Below are 16,873 nucleotides of genomic sequence, written 5' to 3' on the forward strand. Positions count from 1 at the left end.
GCCCAGCGGCATACGCACCGCCTGTCGTTGGGGGGCCTTCTCAGACCTCTTCGACGCTGGACGGCTCGCGCCGGCTCAGGTCGATGCCGAGCTCCTCCGCCGCGCGGAAGACCTCCTCGTCGGACTCCTTCATCTCGATCGTCGTGCCGTCGGAGCTCAGGACCTCGACGTTGAGACACAGGGACTGCATCTCCTTGAGGAGGACCTTGAACGACTCCGGGATGCCCGAGTCGGGGATGTTCTCGCCCTTGACGATCGCCTCGTAGACCTTGACGCGTCCGGGGACGTCGTCGGACTTGATCGTCAGCAGCTCCTGGAGCGTGTAGGCCGCGCCGTACGCCTCGAGCGCCCAGACCTCCATCTCACCGAAGCGCTGGCCACCGAACTGGGCCTTACCGCCGAGCGGCTGCTGGGTGATCATCGAGTACGGGCCCGTCGAGCGCGCGTGGATCTTGTCGTCGACGAGGTGGTGCAGCTTGAGGATGTACATGTAGCCGACCGCGACGGGCTCCGGGAACGGCTCGCCGGAGCGGCCGTCGAACAGGCGCGTCTTGCCCGAGGCGTCGATGAGGCGCACGTCGTCGCGCGTCTTCAGCGTCGAGTCGAGCAGGCCGGTCACGACGTCCTCGGACGCGCCGTCGAAGACGGGCGTCGCGACGCGGGAGCCGGGCGGGGCCTCGTGGGCGTCGGGCGCGATCTCCTTGGCCCAGTCCGGGTTGCCCTCGATCTTCCAGCCGCGGGAGGCGGCCCAGCCGAGGTGCAGCTCGAGGATCTGGCCGAGGTTCATCCGTCGCGGCACGCCGTGCGGGTTGAGCACGACGTCGACGGGCGTGCCGTCCTCGAGGAACGGCATGTCCTCGACCGGGAGGATCTTGGAGATGACGCCCTTGTTGCCGTGGCGGCCGGCGAGCTTGTCACCGTCGGTGATCTTGCGCTTGTTGGCCACGTAGACACGGACGAGCTGGTTGACGCCCGGGGGCAGGTCGTCGCCCTGGTCGGCCCGGAACTCCTTGACGCCGATGACCGTGCCGGTCTCGCCGTGCGGCACCTTGAGGGAGGTGTCGCGGACCTCGCGAGCCTTCTCGCCGAAGATCGCACGGAGCAGGCGCTCCTCCGGCGTCAGCTCGGTCTCGCCCTTGGGCGTGACCTTGCCGACGAGGAGGTCGCCGTCGCGCACCTCGGCCCCGACGCGGATGATGCCGCGCTCGTCGAGGTCGGCGAGGACGTCCTCGGAGACGTTCGGGATGTCCCGGGTGATCTCCTCGGGGCCGAGCTTGGTGTCACGGGCGTCGACCTCGTGCTCCTCGATGTGGATCGAGGAGAGGACGTCGTCCTGCACGAGGCGCTGCGACAGGATGATCGCGTCCTCGTAGTTGTGACCCTCCCACGACATGAACGCGACGAGCAGGTTGCGCCCGAGCGCCATTTCGCCCTTGTCCGTGGCGGGACCGTCGGCGATGACCGAGCCGGCCTCCAGGCGGTCGCCCTCGTTGACGACGACGACCTGGTTGTAGCTCGTGCCCTGGTTGGAGCGGGCGAACTTGGCGATGCGGTACGTCTGGTACGTGCCGTCGTCGTTGGCCACCGTGACGAGGTCGGCCGAGACCTCCTGCACGACGCCGGGCTTGTCGGCGCGGACGACGTCGCCAGAGTCGAGGGCGGCGCGGTACTCCATGCCGGTGCCGACGAGGGGCGCCTCGCTCTTGACGAGCGGGACGGCCTGACGCTGCATGTTGGCGCCCATGAGGGCACGGTTGGCGTCGTCGTGCTCGAGGAACGGGATCATCGCCGTCGCGGCCGAGACCATCTGGCGCGGCGAGACGTCCATGTAGTCGACGTCCTCACCGGGCACGAGCTCCACCTCGCCACCCTTGGTGCGCACGAGGACCCGCTCGTCGACGAAGTTGCCGTCGAGGTCGAGCTGGGCGTTGGCCTGCGCGACGACGTAGCGGTCCTCCTCGTCGGCGGACAGGTAGTGGATCTCGTCGGTGACGTGGCCCTTCTCGACCTTGCGGTACGGGGTCTCGATGAAGCCGAACGCGTTGATGCGGCCGTACGAGGCGAGCGAGCCGATGAGGCCGATGTTCGGGCCTTCCGGCGTCTCGATCGGGCACATGCGGCCGTAGTGCGACGGGTGGACGTCACGGACCTCCATCTGCGCGCGGTCACGGGAGATACCACCCGGGCCGAGGGCCGACAGACGCCGCTTGTGCGTCAGGCCCGCGAGCGGGTTGTTCTGGTCCATGAACTGCGACAGCTGCGAGGTGCCGAAGAACTCCTTGATCGACGCCACGACGGGGCGGATGTTGATCAGGGTCTGCGGCGTGATGGCCTCGACGTCCTGCGTGGTCATGCGCTCGCGGACGACGCGCTCCATGCGGGACAGGCCGGTGCGGACCTGGTTCTGGATGAGCTCGCCGACCGACCGCAGGCGGCGGTTGCCGAAGTGGTCGATGTCGTCGACCTCGACGCGGACGTCGATCTCCTCGCCCTGCTTGACGCCCTTCATCGAGTCGCCGCCGTCGTGCAGCGTCACGATGAACTTGATCGTCTTGACGATGTCGTCGATGGACAGCGTCGAGTCGTTGATCGGCGCGTCGAGGCCGAGCTTCTTGTTGATCTTGTACCGGCCGACCTTGGCGAGGTCGTAGCGCTTGCCGTTGAAGTAGAGGTTGTCGAGCAGCGTCTGCGCGGCCTCCTTCGTCGGCGGCTCGCCCGGGCGCAGCTTGCGGTAGATGTCGAGCAGGGCGTCGTCCTGGCCCTGCGTGTGGTCCTTCTCGAGGGTCATCCGCATCGACTCGAAGTCGCCGAACTCCTCGAGGATCTGGGCCTCGGTCCAGCCGAGCGCCTTGAGGAGCACCGTGACGGACTGCTTGCGCTTGCGGTCGACGCGGACGCCGACCATGTCGCGCTTGTCGATCTCGAACTCGAGCCAGGCGCCGCGGCTCGGGATGATCTTGGCCGTGTAGATGTCCTTGTCGGACGTCTTGTCGGGCGTGCGCTCGAAGTAGACGCCCGGGCTGCGGACCAGCTGGGACACGACGACACGCTCGGTGCCGTTGATGATGAAGGTGCCGCGCTCGGTCATGAGCGGGAAGTCGCCCATGAAGACCGTCTGGCTCTTGATCTCACCCGTCTGGGCGTTCATGAACTCGGCGGTGACGAAGAGCGGGGCGTCGTAGGTCTGGTCGCGCTCCTTGCACGACTCGATCGTCTTGCGCGTCTCCTCGAAGCGGTGGTCGCGGAACGACAGCGACATCGAGCCGCTGAAGTCCTCGATCGGCGAGATCTCCTCGAAGATCTCCTCGAGCCCGGACCGGTCCGGGACGTCGGTGCGCCCCTCGGCCTTGGCCGCGGCGACGCGGGCCTGCCAGCGCTCGTTGCCGAGCAGCCAGTCGAAGCTCTCCGTCTGAAGGGCCAGGAGGTCGGGGACCTCGAGCGGTTCGCGAATCTTCGCGAAGGACAGACGCCCCGAAGGGGTCTGTGCGGTGGACATGTTCGTCGCAGTACGCGAGGCAGCCAAGGAGGGTCCTTCCACGGGCCTTTTCGAATCTTCAGATCCGCGTTGCCGCATGGCTTCGCTCACGGGACCCGGGTCAGAACTCGTACCGGACGGCACGGTGGTCAGCCTGACTGGACACGCGGAGAGAGGGCAGGGCAGCGCAAAGGCCCAGCCTACCGGCAAAGGGCAGGAGTGTCCAGCCGGGTCAAGAGCGGAGACGCCTGCCGGAGCCTGCCCACAGGTGGTCACCCGTGTCAGCCGCGGCGGCTGCCTGCCACGCTCCCGGACCGGGAGCTCGCAATGCGAACGCGTCGAATATGGCGCTCAACGGGCGGCCCGTCAAGAGCCACCCACCTCGCGGGCGCGTCGGGAGCCTCCGCGAGGGCCCCTCGCCCACCGTCCGGAGGCGTCCCGCGCCGGTCCCGTCGCCGCGCACCGGGCGTCCCTAGGCTGGGCGCGACCGGCCGTGCCGGGCGTGCCCCGGGGCCCACTCGAGAAGGAGATCGCACCATGTCCGACCAGAACCCGCGGGAGCAGGGCGCCTTCGGCTCCCCCGCGCCCGGCTCCCCCGCGCCCGGATCACCCGCTGCCGGCCCGTCGGCTCCCGGATCGCCCCCTGCCGGCCCGTCGGCTCCCGGCCCGTCCGGTGAGGCCCCCGCAGACTCGTCGGCCGGCTTCTTCCAGGCCCTGTTCGACGTCACCTTCACGACCTTCGTCACGCCGACGATCGTGCGCATCGTCTACGTGCTGGCGATCGTCTGGGCGGCGGTCGTCTACGTCCTCGTCGTCGTCGGCGGCTTTGCCACGAGCGTCGGCACAGGGCTCGTCGTCCTGGTCTTCGGCCCGGTCGCTGCCGTCATCTGGCTCGCGATCGTGCGCATCTGCCTCGAGCTCGGTGTCTCGGTCGTGCGGATGAGCGAGGACGTCCACCGCCGGCTGCCGCAGGCCCGACAGCCCGGCTGACCTGCGTGGACGCGCGTCAGAGAGCCGGCTGCTGCTGGGTGATGCAGTGGATGCCGCCGCCGCGGTCGAAGAGCGGGCGGGCCTCGACGCCGACGACGCGGCGCCCGGGATAGGCCTCGCGCAGCACCCCGAGCGACGCGTCGTCCTGCGGGTCGCCGAAGGTGCAGGCGATGACGCCGTCGTTGACGACGAGATGGTTGAGGTAGGACCAGTCGACGGGACCCTCGGCGTCGGACAGGGTGCGCGGGGCGGGGACGCCGACGACCTCGAAGCGCTCGCCGCGCGCGTCGTGGGCGTCCTCGAGCAGCTCGCGCAGCATCCGGGACACAGCATGGTCGGGATGGGCCGGATCCTGCTGCTCGTGCAGGAGCACGACACCGGGGCTCGGGATCGTCGCGACGATGTCGACGTGCCCGCGGGTGCCGAACTCGTCGTAGTCGCGGGTCAGTCCGCGCGGGAGCCACACGAAGGCCGTGGCTCCGAGGGTTCGCGCGAGCTCGGCCTCGACGTCGGCCCGGGTCAGGTCCGGGTTGCGCCCCGGGTCCAGCTGGACGGTCTCGGTCAGCAGGACGGTGCCGATCCCGTCGACGTGGATGCCGCCGCCCTCGTTGACGAGTGCCGAGCCGATGCGCTCGGCGCCGGCCAGGCCCGCGACGAACGAGCCGATGCGGGCGTCGTGCTCCCACGTGGCCCACGCCTGGGCCCCCCAGCCGTTGAAGACCCAGTCGACGGCGCCGAGCCGCGTGCCGTCCGCCGAGCGGACGAACGTCGGGCCGATGTCGCGCATCCACGCGTCGTCGAGGGCGGCGGGCACGAGCTCGACGTCAGGGGGCAGGAGCGACTCGGCGACGGGCAGGTCGGCCGGGGTGACGACCATCCTGACCGGCTCGAACTCGACGACGGCGGCGGCGACGGCCGCCCACGTCGCGCGCGCGGTCGCCACCTCCTCGGGGGTCTCCCCGAGCGTGTAGCCCCGGCTCGGCCAGGCCATCCACGTGCAGTCGTGCGGCTCGGTCTCGGCGGGCATCCGCCAGCCGGGCGCCGCCGGGGCAGCCGCCGCGTCGGTGTCACCGGTGGCGTCGGTGTCTCCGGTGGCGCCCGTGGCGTCGGTGGCGGGCACGCTCACGCGTCGACCTCGCGGCGGTGCTCGGCCCGGACCGGCTCGGCGAGAGCGGCGTAGGAGTCGGGGCGCCGGGTGGCCAGGAAGGGGAACAGCTCGAGCCAGTCCCGGCGCTGGGCGAGGTCGAGGTCGGCGACGAGGACGGCTGCCTCGTCCCGCGGGGCCTGGACGAGGATCCGGCCGTAGGGATCCGAGATGAACGAGCTGCCGTAGAACGTGATGAGTCCCTCGGTGCCGTAGCGGTTCGGCACGACCATGAACAGGCCGTTGGCGATGCCGTTGCCGACGATGACCTGCTGCCACAGCGGCTGCGTGTCGAAGTCGGGGTGGTCCGGCTCGGACCCGATCGCCGTCGGGTAGCACAGCACCTGCGCCCCCGCGAGGGAGTAGAGCCGCGCGACCTCGGGAAACCACTCGTCCCAGCACGTCGGCAGGCCGAGGCGCATCGCCGGGTCGTCGAGCTCGACGACCGGGTAGGCGGCCTCGGGCGGGCCGGGGCGGAAGTACCGGTCCTCGTAGTACCCGGCCGTCACGGGGATGTGGGTCTTGCGGGTGCGGGCCACGAGCTGCCCGCTCGGGGCCACGAGGACGGCGGTGTTGAAGCCGAGGCCGTCGGCCGCCCCGTCCGGGGCGTCGGCCCGCTCGTAGAGCGAGGCGTGCACGTGGACGCCGAAGTCCCGGGCAGCGTCACGGGCGAAGGTGACCGTCGGACCGGTCTCGAGGTCCTCGGCGGTCGCGTTCGGGGTGCCCTCGGGCAGCGCGTCGGCCGGGTAGCGCGACAGGGTCAGCTCGGGCAGGAAGACGACCGACGCTCCCGCCTCGGCTGCCGTCCGGACGCCGTCCCGGAGGGTGTCGACGAGGGCCGCGGGGTCCTCGACCCACGCGTGCTGGACGACTCCGACACGGACCGGAGGGGCCTGCGGAGCGTGGACGCGGGCGAGGGACTCGGGGACACCGTTGGCCTGGATGAGCTTCACAGGAGGCAGTATGCCAACCGCTGGGCTCCCCCGCCCCGGTCCCGGACGACCCCCTCTGGGCGCCCGGGACCAGCCCCTTTCAGAATGCGGCCAGGTCGCTGACGAGCCAGCGTTCCCCCACCTTCCGCATCGTCGCGATGACCCGGTTCTGGTCGATCGCGGGGGTCGTGCTCGCCGTCGTCGTCGTCGTCGCCTGGTTGACGAAGGCGAGGACGCGGACGGTCGTGCCCTCACCGCCGTCGCCGGTCGTGTCCATGACGCCGGCGTCGTAGACCTTTGCCTGGACGGTCGCACCGTTCTTGACCGCCATCGGCTTGATGTCGGCCGCCGCGACCTTCGTGAACTGCTCGCGGAACGGCGAGGCGAGCTGCGGCGTCACCTGGGCGACGTGCTGGTCGAAGGTGGTGCCGCTGTAGCTGAGGAGGCTCTCGAGCGTCGTGCGGGCCGAGCCGACGGCCGCGCTGCGGTCGGCGTCCGTGACGGTCGGACGCAGCGACAGCACGAGCGTCGTCGCGAGCAGCGCGAGCGCGAGGACCGCCGCGGTGGCGGCCGGCCACAGCCGGCGCCCAGGTTGCGGCGCGTCCGCGCCGGCCTCGGCGGGTGCTCCGACGCGCACGTCGGGGGCCGCGGGGGTCACGGCCTCCGGGGACGCCTCGACGCGCACGGCGCGGGCCGCGGGAGCCGTGACCGCGCCGGTCGGCGGGGCGGTCAGGGTGGGCAGCACCTCGGCACGGCCAGGACCGGTGGTCTCGCGGCGGCGGGAGCCGGCGACGCGGCGGCGGGCGCCGGCCGTCCTCGGCGACGCGGCGGGAGGCGTCGTCCGGCGGGTGTCAGCTGACGAAGTCAAGGGCGTTCACCTTCCAGGCGTCACCGACGCGCACGAGGTCGAGGCGCAGGCGGTACGTCTTCTTCTCGGGTGTGCTCGTCGACGCGTTGGTCGTCGGGGCGACCACCCCGACGATGACGCGGGCCGAGTCGTCGTCGGCGGAGACGAGAGCGGCCTCGGCGCGCTCGACGGTCGAAACCGTCTTGTTCGCGGTGACGACCGGCTTGAGCTGGGCCAGGGTGGAGGCGTACTCGGTGCGGAACTGGCCGGTGGCGTCGTCGAGGACGCGCTTGGTGTCCGCGTCGAAGGAGGAGGCACGCATCGTCACGAAGTTCACGGCGATCTGCCGTCCGGCGGCGAGCGCCGCCGAGCGTGACTCGTCGGCCTGACGGGCCTGCCACGCGGCGCGCCCGAGCGTCGCCGTGACGGCGAGGGCCGCGAGGAGGAACACCGCCGCCAGCGCCCAGAGGACGCGCGCGGAAGGACGCCTGGTGCGCGGCTGCCGGGTGCGCGGTTCCGTGGTGCGCGGTTCCGGGGTGCCTGGCTGCCGGGTGCCTGGCTGCCGGGCCTCGGTGTCGTCGGGCGTCGGTCCGCCCCGGTCGGTGGGTCGCTGGGTGACCGTGGTCATTCGAGGGGTGTCCTTCCGTCACCGGCCCGGACGACCCTGGGTGTGCGACGCCTAGCGGAGCGCCTCCTGCATCATCCAGAGCCAGCTCGGACCGTTGTCGGTGGTGCTGGTCGGGTTCGGTGTCGAACCGGGTCCACCGGTCGGGGCGACCGGTGCCTGTACGGACAACGAGGCGGGGCTGTCGGAGGTCACGGCCGCGTTTCCGAGGGCCACCGGCGTCGACCCGAAGGCCATCGGGTAGCTGGCACCGCTCTGGGCGCTGCCACCGCCGGGGCGGGGCTTCGGCTCGTTCTGCGCACCCCGGACGTTGGTGCCCGAGCCGCGGGCGGCGGCGCAGTGTGCGTCGAAGTTGGTCGGCGGGAGGTTCGTCGTCCGGTGCGGCTCGACCTTCCGGGTCCCCTCGTAGCCGGCCACGCAGGCCTTGGGGTCGTCGGCGTTGAGGACCAGACCGAAGTGCGCGGTGCCGTCTCCGGGGATCACGGTGAAGCCGCCCGTGACGACGTCGGGGTAGGTGACGAGCATCTGCTCGATGCCGTCGAGCCGCGCCGTCGTGACGTTGCCGATGGTGATGAAGTTCGCGAGCAGCGCCGCGAGGCTCTGCTTGTTCTCGCGAATGAGGGCGTCGAGCTGGGTGACGGCGGTGGCCCCGCGGTCGAGGACCAGGCGCAGGTCCGGGTCGGCCTGCTTCAGGGCGTCCGCGACGTCGGCGAAGCCCGCGATGCTGGCGCGGATGTCCCTCCCGCTCTGCTTCTGGGTCGTCAGGACGATTCGGCCGTCGTCGATGAGCGTCGTCGTCTCGGGGAGCGCCTGCGTCGCGGCGACCGTCAGCCGGTCACCCGCGTCGACGAGCCGCTGGAGGTCGGACCCGCCGTCGGCGAAGGCGTCACCGAGCTCGTCGACGGTCGTGACGAGCGCGTCGCGGGGCACCGACGCGACGGTCCGGTCGACGTGCCGCAGCAGCTGGTCGATGCGGATCGGGAACGCGGTGTCCTCGCGGGGCACGACGTCACCCGCGGCGAGGTAGGGCGCGCGGTCGGTGCGCGGCTGGAGGTCGAGGTACTGCTCGCCGACGGCTGACCGGTTCTCGACGACGGCCCTGGTGTCCTTGGGCACCTCGGTGCCTCGGTCGAGGCGGGCGTCGACGCGAACTCCGTTGCCGGACAGGCGCATCGCTTCGACGCGGCCGACTGTGACACCCCGGTAGGTGACCTCGGCCCCGACGAAGATGCCGCCGGACTCGGCGAGGTCGGCCGACACGACGTAGCTGCCGCCGATGATCTTGTCGGTGAGGCCGACGTACCTGGCCGACAGCACGGCCACGAGCACGACGGACAGCAGCGCGAAGACGGCCAGCTGGATGCGGACGGTACGGGTGATCACCGGGAGCCTCCCGTCGGGAACAGCGAGGACCAGGCCGACCCGTCGGAGCCCGGCCCCGACGCCGACTGGCCGAGCGGCAGCCCGGGCAGGGTCGTCGGCAGGGGCACGCCGGGGACGGTGGGCACCGGGACCTTCGGCACAGAGGGGACGGAGGGAACGGACGGCAGCGGGACACCCGGCAGCGACGGCAGGCCCCCGGCGGGCAGCCTGCCGATGCCGAGGTTGTCGGCGATGGTGCCGACGTCGGTGTCGAGGGTGGCCCAGAGGTTGGTGTAGTCGCCCTTGATCGTCGACTGGGCGTTGTTCGGGAAGGGGTAGGTCAGCAGCAGCTGGAAGCTCTTGGGCAGGTCGTCGCCGGCCTTGTTGAGCTGGCGCAGGATCGGGCTGACGGCCCGCAGGTTGGCCTCGAGGTCGGCCCTGGAGCCCTTGATGACGCGAGTGCCGACGGCGCCGAGCCGGTCGAGGGCGGTGAGCATCGCGGTCAGCTGCCGGCGCTGGTCGGCGAGGATCTTCAGGCCCTTGGGCAGCTCCTCGAGGGCCTTGCCGATGTCGTCGCGGTGCTCGGCGAGCGTGGCGCTCAGCCGGTCGATGCCGTCGAGCGCCCGGACGATCTCGGACTTCTGCGCGTCGAGACCGCCGACGAAGGTGTCGAGCTGGCCGATGACGTCGCGGACGTCGGCCGTGCGACCACGCAGGGCGTTGTCGAGCTCGGCCTCGATCGTCTTGAGCTGCGCGACGCCGCCGCCGTTGAGCAGCAGGGACAGCGCGCCGAGCACCTCCTCCACCTCGGGGTTGCGGGTCGTGCGCGACAGCGGGATGCGGTCGCCGTCGGACAGGCGTCCCTCGGGCGCGACCCCGGTGGGCGGGGCCAGCGCCACGTACTTCTCGCCGAGCAGGGAGGTCTGCTTGAGCTCAGCGGTCGCGTTGTCGGGCAGGACGACGGAGCGGGGCAAGCGCAGGCGCACCGTCGCCGTCCAGCCGTTGACCGAGATGTCCTCGACGGTGCCGACGCTGACCTGGTTGACCTTGACCGAGGACTGGGGCACGAGGTCGAGCACGTCGGAGAACTCGGCGGTGACGGTGTAGGCGTCGTCGCCCGTGCCGGCTCCGCCGGGCAGCGGCAGGTCGTAGGCGTTGCAGCCACCGACGGCGAGGCAGGCGACGACGGCGGTCGCCGTGGCCTTGAGGGCGGTGCGGACCGGACGCATCGAGGGCTCCTGCGGGGTGTGGGCCGACATCAGCGACCACCCCCGAGCAGGCCGCCGAGGGACGGGTCGGCTCCGCGGAGGTCGACGAGGCCGCCCGGCTGCGGCGTGCCACGCAGCAGGGTGCCGCTCGGCAGGGCGGGCAGCTGCGGCAGCCTGAGCAGCAGGGCCGAGCGCAGGGTGTCGCACAGCTTGCTGTTGCCGCTGTGCGTCGGCCCGGTGAGGATCGAGCAGACGAGCAGCAGCGGGTCGTCCAGGCCCTTGGCGTTGTTGCGGGTGTCGAGAGTGCCGGTCTGCGGGTGGTAGGCGTTCTGCAGGTTCGACAGCGCGGTCGGTGCGTTCTCGAGCACCTGGGCCAGCGCGTCACGCTGCTTGACGAGCGAGCCGGTGACGGCGACGGCGCGGTCGAGGTCGGTCTTGACGAGCGCGCGGTTGTCCCTGACGAACGACTGCACCTCGTCGACCGCGACGCCGAGGTTCTTCAGCGCCGACCGGAGGTCGTCGCGCTCGGCGGACAGCTGCACGGCCACGGTCGCGAGGTCGCTGTTGAGGCGGCGCACCTGGTCGTTGTTCGTCGCGAGCATCGAGGTGAAGGACTGCAGGTTCCGCACCGTGCCGAAGAGGTCCTCGCGGCTGCCCGAGAGGGTCGACAGGGCCGTGGACAGGTCGTGGACCGTGCCGTTGATCTTCGTGCCGTTGCCGTCGAGGTTGGCGGCCGACGTCTCGAGCAGCTGCGACAGGGCTCCCTGCCTGTTCGCGCCGTCCGGGCCGAGTGCCACCATGAGGTCGTCGAGGCTCTGCGAGACGCGATCGAGCTCGACGGGGACCGCCGTGCGCTCCAACGGGATTCGCGTACCGGCCGCGAGGGCGGGACCGGAGGTGTAGACGGGCAGGAGCTGCACGTACCGGTCGGACACCAGCGACGGCGCGACGATCGCGGCCTTGGCGTCGGCGGGCACCCGGTACCTGGCGTCGTAGCTGAAGGTGACGTGGACGTGGTCGCCCTCGGGCACGACCGTGTCCACCTGCCCGACGCGCACCCCGAGGATGCGGACGTCCGAGCCGGGGTACAGCCCGACGGCGCGGGTGAAGTCGGCGCTGACGGTCGTCTGCTCGGCACGCGGCCAGAAGGTGTACGCCCCGGCGGCAAGCGCCACGACCGCGACGGCGACCACGAGCATCGTGAGCAGGGACCGCGAGCGGGCGGCAACGGCGGCGGCCATCAGCGTCCACCCCCGAGCAGCTGCGGCAGCGAGGTGCCGGGAAGGGAGAGCCCGGGCGTGCCGACCGGCACGACGAGGTTGCTGACCCATGTGTCGAACCAGCGGCCGGTGCCGAGGGTGTTGGCGTAGACGCGGGTGAAGGGGGCCATGAGCTTGATCGTCTTCTGGAGGTCGGCGTCGTGCTTCTGGAGCAGGGCGAGGGTGCGGTCGAGCTCGTCGAGCGCGGGCTTGAGCTGGGCGCGGTTGTCACGGGAGAGCCCGGTGAGCTGCTGGGCCAGGGCCGAGGTGTTGCGGAACAGCGTGCGGATCTCCTCCCGACGCTTGGCCAGCTCGACCATGAGTGCGTCGGCGTCGCGGATCAGCGTGCCGACCTGCTCGTTGCGGCTCTTGAGCAGCCCGGTGACCCGGTTGGCCCGCTGGAGCAGCGCGGACAGCTGCTCGTCGCGGCCGGCGACGGTGCGCGACAGGCGCGACAGGCCGTCGAGCGTCGAGCGGACGTACTTCGGACTGTCGCGGAACTCGGTGGCCATGACGGTCAGGGACTTCGCGAGCTGGTCGGTGTCGATGCGCTCGGTCGTCGTCGTGAGGTCCTGGAAGGCGTTGATGACGTCGTAGGAGCTGACGGTGCGCGTCGTCGGTATCTGCGACCCGGCGTCGAGCCGCCCGCTGCCCTTCGGGTCGAGGGCGACGTACTTCTCCCCCAGCAGGGTCTTCATGCGGATCGAGGCGCCGGTCAGCGAGCCGAGCTGCACGGAGTCGTCGGTGACGACGAAGTCGACGCGCACGTGCGACCCCTCGAGGTCGACGCCGGTGACCTTGCCGACCTTGACGCCGGCGAGGCGCACGTCGTCGTCGGGGCGGATGCCGCCGGCCTCGGTGAAGGCCGCGCTGTAGCCGGTGCCGCCGCCGATGACCGGCAGGCTCGAGGCGTTGAACGCGAGGAACAGGAGCAGCGCGATGACGACGAGCCCGGCGGCACCGATCGGGACGGGGTTGCGCTCGCGGAACGGGATGCTGCGCGACCTCATGGCTGGCACCTCGCGGACGAGACGTCGTAGGAGGGGGAGACGCCGGGCAGGATGGGGCTCCTCGTGTCGAAGCGGCACAGGTAGAAGTTGAACCACGAGCCGTACGTGGCGGTACGGGTCAGGGTCTCGATGCGCCGCGGCGCCGACGTGACGAAGTCCTCGAACAGCTTGACGTTGGCGGGCTTGTTGAGCGTCGTCGACAGGGTCCGCAGCTGGGCGACGTCGTCCTTGATGAGCGGACGCGTGGTCACCAGCAGGTCGGCGGTCTCGGCGGAGAGGTCGTTGATCCCGGACAGGGTGCGCCCGATGGTCTCGCGGTCGGCGGCAAGGCCGCTGGTGAACCGCTGGAGCTGGTCGATGAGGTCGAGCAGCTGCTGGTCGTGGGCGTCGACGGTGCCGAGGACGGCGTTGAGGTTGTCGATGGTGCGTCCGATGACGGCGTCGCGGTCGGCGAGGGTCGAGGTGAGGCTCGCGGTCTTGGCCAGCAGCGCGTTGACGTTGCCGCCCTCGCCCTGGAGCGTCTCGATGAGGAGGCCCGACAGCTCGTTGACGTCCTTGGGCGACAGCGCCGCGAAGAGCGGCTTGAAGCCGTTGAACAGGACGGTGAGGTCGAGGGCCGGGTGCGTGCGCGCCAGCGGGATCGTCGCACCATCGGGCAGCGGTGCGGCCGACCCGGTCCCCTGGGTCAGCGCGAGGTAGCGCTGGCCCACGAGGTTGCGGTACTTGACGGTGACCTCGGTGCCGCGGGTCAGCACCGAGCTCTTGAGCACCGTGAAGTCGACCTGCGCGACCGCCTGCCCGGTGCCCGGCGCCCGGGCCACCCGGACGTCCTCGACCTCCCCCACCCGGACGCCCGCGATCCGCACGTCCTGTCCCTCGACGACGCCGGTGGCGTCGGTGACCAGGGCGGTGTACGTCGCCTTGGAACCGAGCTGGATGTTGGCGATGGTCATCGCGAGGACGCCGGTGGCCGCGAGGGTCACGAGCGCGAACACGACGAGCTTGACGAGCGATGCCTTCCACCTCATCGGGTGCTCACCACCGTCCCGCGCATGAGCGGCCCGGCGAGCAGCGTCTGGATGCCGCTCGGGGCGGCGTCGTCCGAGTCGTCACGGGCGAGCAGCGCCGCGACGACGCGCTGCTCGTCGACGGTTCCGGCCGTGCCGGAGTCGGAGGCACCGGCCTCCCCGAGCAGCGCCTGCGGAACTCCGCTGAACGGGGTGCCGCTGCCGGCCGGTCGGGTGCCGTCGTCGAAGTGGTGGCCCTTGAACGGGTTCGACTGGGAGCCAGCGGGGTTCGGCAGGCCGTAGCAGTTCGGGCCGCGCTTGTCCTGCCATCGCGGCTCCTCCCCGGGCTGGTAGGCCGGACGCGGTGGGACGACCTCGAGCGTGATGTGGAAGGTGCCGCCGGAGAAGGCCTCGTTGACTCGCGGCAGCCAGTTGACGAGACCGGAGGCCATGCACGGGTAGATCGGGGAGTACTCGGACAGCAGCTGCAGCGTCGGGCGCGACACGCGTCCGACCTGGATGATCCGGTCGCCGTTGTCGCGCAGGAAGCCTGCCGTGGTGTCGGCGAACCCCGCCGTGCCGACGAGGAACGCGGCCAGCTGCTGGTCCTTCTCGACGACCGTCCGGTTGGTGACGCGCAGCGACTCGGTGAGCCGGAAGAGGTCCGGGCTGACGTCGGCGTAGAGGCCGGCGACGTCGGCGAGGAGGCTGACGTCGTCGGCGATGACGGGCATCTGCGGGTTGATCGCCTTGAGGTAGCGGTCGAGCAGCTGCAGGTTGCGTCCTATGCGGTCCCCACGCCCGTCGAGCGTCGTCGAGAGGGCGTTCAGGGTGGTGGCCAGCTTGGCCGGCTGGACGGTGCGCAGCAGCGGGTAGAGGTCGTCGAGGACGCTCTCGAGCTCGATGCCGACGGCGCTGCGGTCCTGGGTGATGACGTCACCGGCCTGCAGGTGCCTCGCGCTCGGCGCGGCGACCGTGACGAGGTCGACGTACCGCTCTCCGAAGAGGGTCTTCTGCAGGAGGCGGGCGTTGACGTTCGCGGGGATCCGGCCGACCTGGTCCGGCTGCAGCGCCAGCTCGAGCCGGGCGCCGTCAGGCGTCACCGAGACGCTTCGGACCTCGCCGACGAGCAGGCCGCGCAGCTTGACGTCGCTGCTCTCCTGCAGCTGGCTGCCGAGGCGGTTGGTCTCGAGGGTGACCATGACGACCGGCGTGAAGCGCTTCTGGAAGGTGGCGACCGACAGGGCGACGAGGAGGGCGACGACGACGACGAAGACCATGCCGTAGGCCTTCTGCCCCAGCCGCTTGCGCGTGTGCTGGGTGACCGGCCCGGGTGTCGAGTCCGTGCTGACGTCGGTGACGGGCTGGTGCGCGGTGGCGGTCATCCGGCGATCCTCACGCTCGTCGTCGCGCCCCAGATCGCGAGGGACAGGAAGAAGTCGACGATGTTGATCGCCACGATGGAGGTGCGCACCGCCTTGCCGACCGCGACGCCGACGCCGGCCGGGCCTCCCGAGGCCGTGTAGCCGTAGTAGCAGTGGATGAGGATGATGACGACCGCGAACACCATGACCTTGCCGAAGGACCAGAAGACGTCGCCCGGTGGCAGGAACAGGTGGAAGTAGTGGTCGTAGGTGCCCTCGCTCTGGCCGAAGTACGAGGTCGAGATGAACCGGGTGGCCGCGTAGGAGCTGAGCAGGCCGAGGACGTAGAGCGGCACGACGGCGACGAACCCGGCGATCATCCGGGTCGTGACGAGGAAGGGCAGCGAGGGGATGCCCATGACCTCGAGCGCGTCGACCTCCTCGGAGATGCGCATCGCGCCGAGCTGGGCGGTGAACCCGCAGCCCACCGTCGCCGCTAGCGCGAGCCCGGCCACGAGCGGGGCGATCTCGCGGGTGTTGAGGTAGGCGGAGAAGAACCCGGTGAAGGCGCCGGTGCCCAGCTGGTCGAGCGAGGAGTAGCCCTGCAGGCCGACCTCGGTGCCGGTGAAGAAGGCGAGGAACGCGATGACGCCGACGGTCCCGCCGATGACCGACAGCGCGCCCGTGCCGAGCGACACCTCGGCGAGGAGGCGCACGACCTCCTTCTTGTAGCGGCGCAGCGTGCGGCCGCTCCACGCGAGCGAGCGCACGTAGAAGCGCATCTGCTCCCCGAGCGAGTCGAGCGTGCGCGACGGCGCGCTGGCGAGATGGAGCAGGCGCTCCGCCGCGGGGTTCTGGGTCTTCGTCGTCATCGCGGCCTCAGATCTTCTGCGGGACGACCTGGAAGTACACGGCCGTGATGACGAAGTTGACGACGAACAGGAGCATGAAGGTGATGACGACGCTCTGGTTGACGGCATCCCCGACGCCCTTGGGCCCACCGCCGGCGTTGAGCCCCTTGTAGGCGGCGACCACGGCGGCGATCGCGCCGAAGACGAGCGCCTTGACCTCGGCCGTCCAGAGGTCGGGCAGCTGGGCGAGCGCGGTGAAGCTGGCGATGTACGCGCCCGGCGTGCCGCCCTGGACGATGACGTTGAAGACGTAGCCACCGACGACACCGACGACGGAGACGAGGCCGTTGAGGAGGACGGCGACGAGCATCGAGGCGAGCACCCGGGGCACGACGAGGCGCTGGATCGGGCTGATCCCGAGCACCTCCATCGCGTCGATCTCCTCGCGGATCTTGCGCGAGCCGAGGTCGGCGCAGATGGCCGAACCACCGGCGCCGGCGATGAGCAGCGCCGTGACGATGGGGCTCGCCTCACGCAGGACGGCCAACACGCTCGCCGCCCCCGTGTAGGACTGGGCGCCGAGCTGACGCGTCAGGGTGCCGAGCTGCAGGGCGATGACGGCGCCGAACGGGATGGACACGAGGGCGGTCGGCAGGATCGTCACGCTGGCGATGAACCACGCCTGCTGGACGAACTCCTTGACCTGGAACGGTCGTCGCGGCAGGGACCGCATGACGTCCAGCGCGAGCGCGAAGAGCGAGCCGGACTGCCGGAGGGCGCCGGTGAGGGGTGCGGCCAC

Annotated in this window: 14 protein-coding genes; 1 reads left to right on the top strand and 13 read right to left on the bottom strand. The window is 71.1% G+C overall.

What is annotated here, in order from left to right:
• Positions 1-40 precede the first annotated feature (40 nt).
• Positions 41-3,523, bottom strand: coding sequence for a DNA-directed RNA polymerase subunit beta (gene rpoB, locus ACPYOM_RS05225; protein WP_481340689.1), 3,483 nt, complete (start codon positions 3,521-3,523; stop codon positions 41-43).
• Positions 3,524-4,012: 489 nt separating this feature from the next.
• Between rpoB and ACPYOM_RS05230 the strand changes: the two genes are divergently transcribed.
• Positions 4,013-4,465: a DUF4282 domain-containing protein gene (locus tag ACPYOM_RS05230; RefSeq protein ID WP_481345156.1), complete on the top strand. Its 453-nt coding sequence runs from the start codon at positions 4,013-4,015 to the stop codon at positions 4,463-4,465.
• A 16-nt stretch (positions 4,466-4,481) separates the two neighbouring features.
• On the opposite strand, the gene ACPYOM_RS05235 is transcribed toward ACPYOM_RS05230, so the two are convergent.
• The 12 genes from ACPYOM_RS05235 to ACPYOM_RS05290 form a co-directional block, all read right to left on the bottom strand.
• Positions 4,482-5,492, bottom strand: coding sequence for an agmatine deiminase family protein (locus tag ACPYOM_RS05235; RefSeq protein WP_481345168.1), 1,011 nt, complete (start codon positions 5,490-5,492; stop codon positions 4,482-4,484).
• A 95-nt stretch (positions 5,493-5,587) separates the two neighbouring features.
• Entirely contained in the window at positions 5,588-6,562 is a 975-nt protein-coding gene (locus tag ACPYOM_RS05240) for a nitrilase-related carbon-nitrogen hydrolase (protein WP_481345157.1), read from the bottom strand.
• A gap of 79 nt (positions 6,563-6,641) precedes the next feature.
• On the bottom strand, positions 6,642-7,409 hold the full coding sequence (locus ACPYOM_RS05245; RefSeq protein ID WP_481345158.1) for a hypothetical protein: 768 nt from the start codon (positions 7,407-7,409) through the stop codon (positions 6,642-6,644).
• Positions 7,393-8,016 carry a hypothetical protein gene (locus ACPYOM_RS05250; protein ID WP_481340686.1) on the bottom strand — a complete coding sequence of 208 codons (624 nt, stop codon included), beginning with the start codon at positions 8,014-8,016 and terminating at the stop codon, positions 7,393-7,395. Before ACPYOM_RS05250 ends, ACPYOM_RS05245 begins: the two co-directional genes overlap by 17 nt.
• A gap of 51 nt (positions 8,017-8,067) precedes the next feature.
• The gene (locus ACPYOM_RS05255) at positions 8,068-9,396 is read right to left on the bottom strand and encodes an MCE family protein (protein ID WP_481340685.1); all 1,329 of its coding nucleotides are present in this window, start codon (positions 9,394-9,396) and stop codon (positions 8,068-8,070) included.
• Positions 9,393-10,634, bottom strand: a complete 1,242-nt coding sequence (locus ACPYOM_RS05260; RefSeq protein ID WP_481345159.1) for an MCE family protein — start codon at positions 10,632-10,634, stop codon at positions 9,393-9,395. The genes ACPYOM_RS05255 and ACPYOM_RS05260 overlap by 4 nt, the downstream gene beginning before the upstream one ends.
• Positions 10,634-11,824, bottom strand: a complete 1,191-nt coding sequence (locus ACPYOM_RS05265) for an MCE family protein (RefSeq protein ID WP_481340683.1) — start codon at positions 11,822-11,824, stop codon at positions 10,634-10,636. Before ACPYOM_RS05265 ends, ACPYOM_RS05260 begins: the two co-directional genes overlap by 1 nt.
• A complete protein-coding gene (locus ACPYOM_RS05270; RefSeq protein ID WP_481340682.1) occupies positions 11,824-12,852 on the bottom strand; it encodes an MCE family protein in 1,029 nt (342 codons plus the stop codon). Before ACPYOM_RS05270 ends, ACPYOM_RS05265 begins: the two co-directional genes overlap by 1 nt.
• Complete coding sequence (locus tag ACPYOM_RS05275; protein ID WP_481340681.1) at positions 12,849-13,880, bottom strand: MCE family protein; 1,032 nt, start codon at positions 13,878-13,880, stop codon at positions 12,849-12,851. The genes ACPYOM_RS05270 and ACPYOM_RS05275 overlap by 4 nt, the downstream gene beginning before the upstream one ends.
• Positions 13,877-15,244, bottom strand: a complete 1,368-nt coding sequence (locus ACPYOM_RS05280; protein ID WP_481345160.1) for an MCE family protein — start codon at positions 15,242-15,244, stop codon at positions 13,877-13,879. Before ACPYOM_RS05280 ends, ACPYOM_RS05275 begins: the two co-directional genes overlap by 4 nt.
• A complete protein-coding gene (locus ACPYOM_RS05285; protein WP_481345161.1) occupies positions 15,241-16,095 on the bottom strand; it encodes an MlaE family ABC transporter permease in 855 nt (284 codons plus the stop codon). Before ACPYOM_RS05285 ends, ACPYOM_RS05280 begins: the two co-directional genes overlap by 4 nt.
• Before the next feature lie 7 nt (positions 16,096-16,102).
• Complete coding sequence (locus tag ACPYOM_RS05290; RefSeq protein ID WP_481340678.1) at positions 16,103-16,873, bottom strand: MlaE family ABC transporter permease; 771 nt, start codon at positions 16,871-16,873, stop codon at positions 16,103-16,105.

It is taken from the genome of Monashia sp. HAY1-2A (assembly GCF_056755315.1).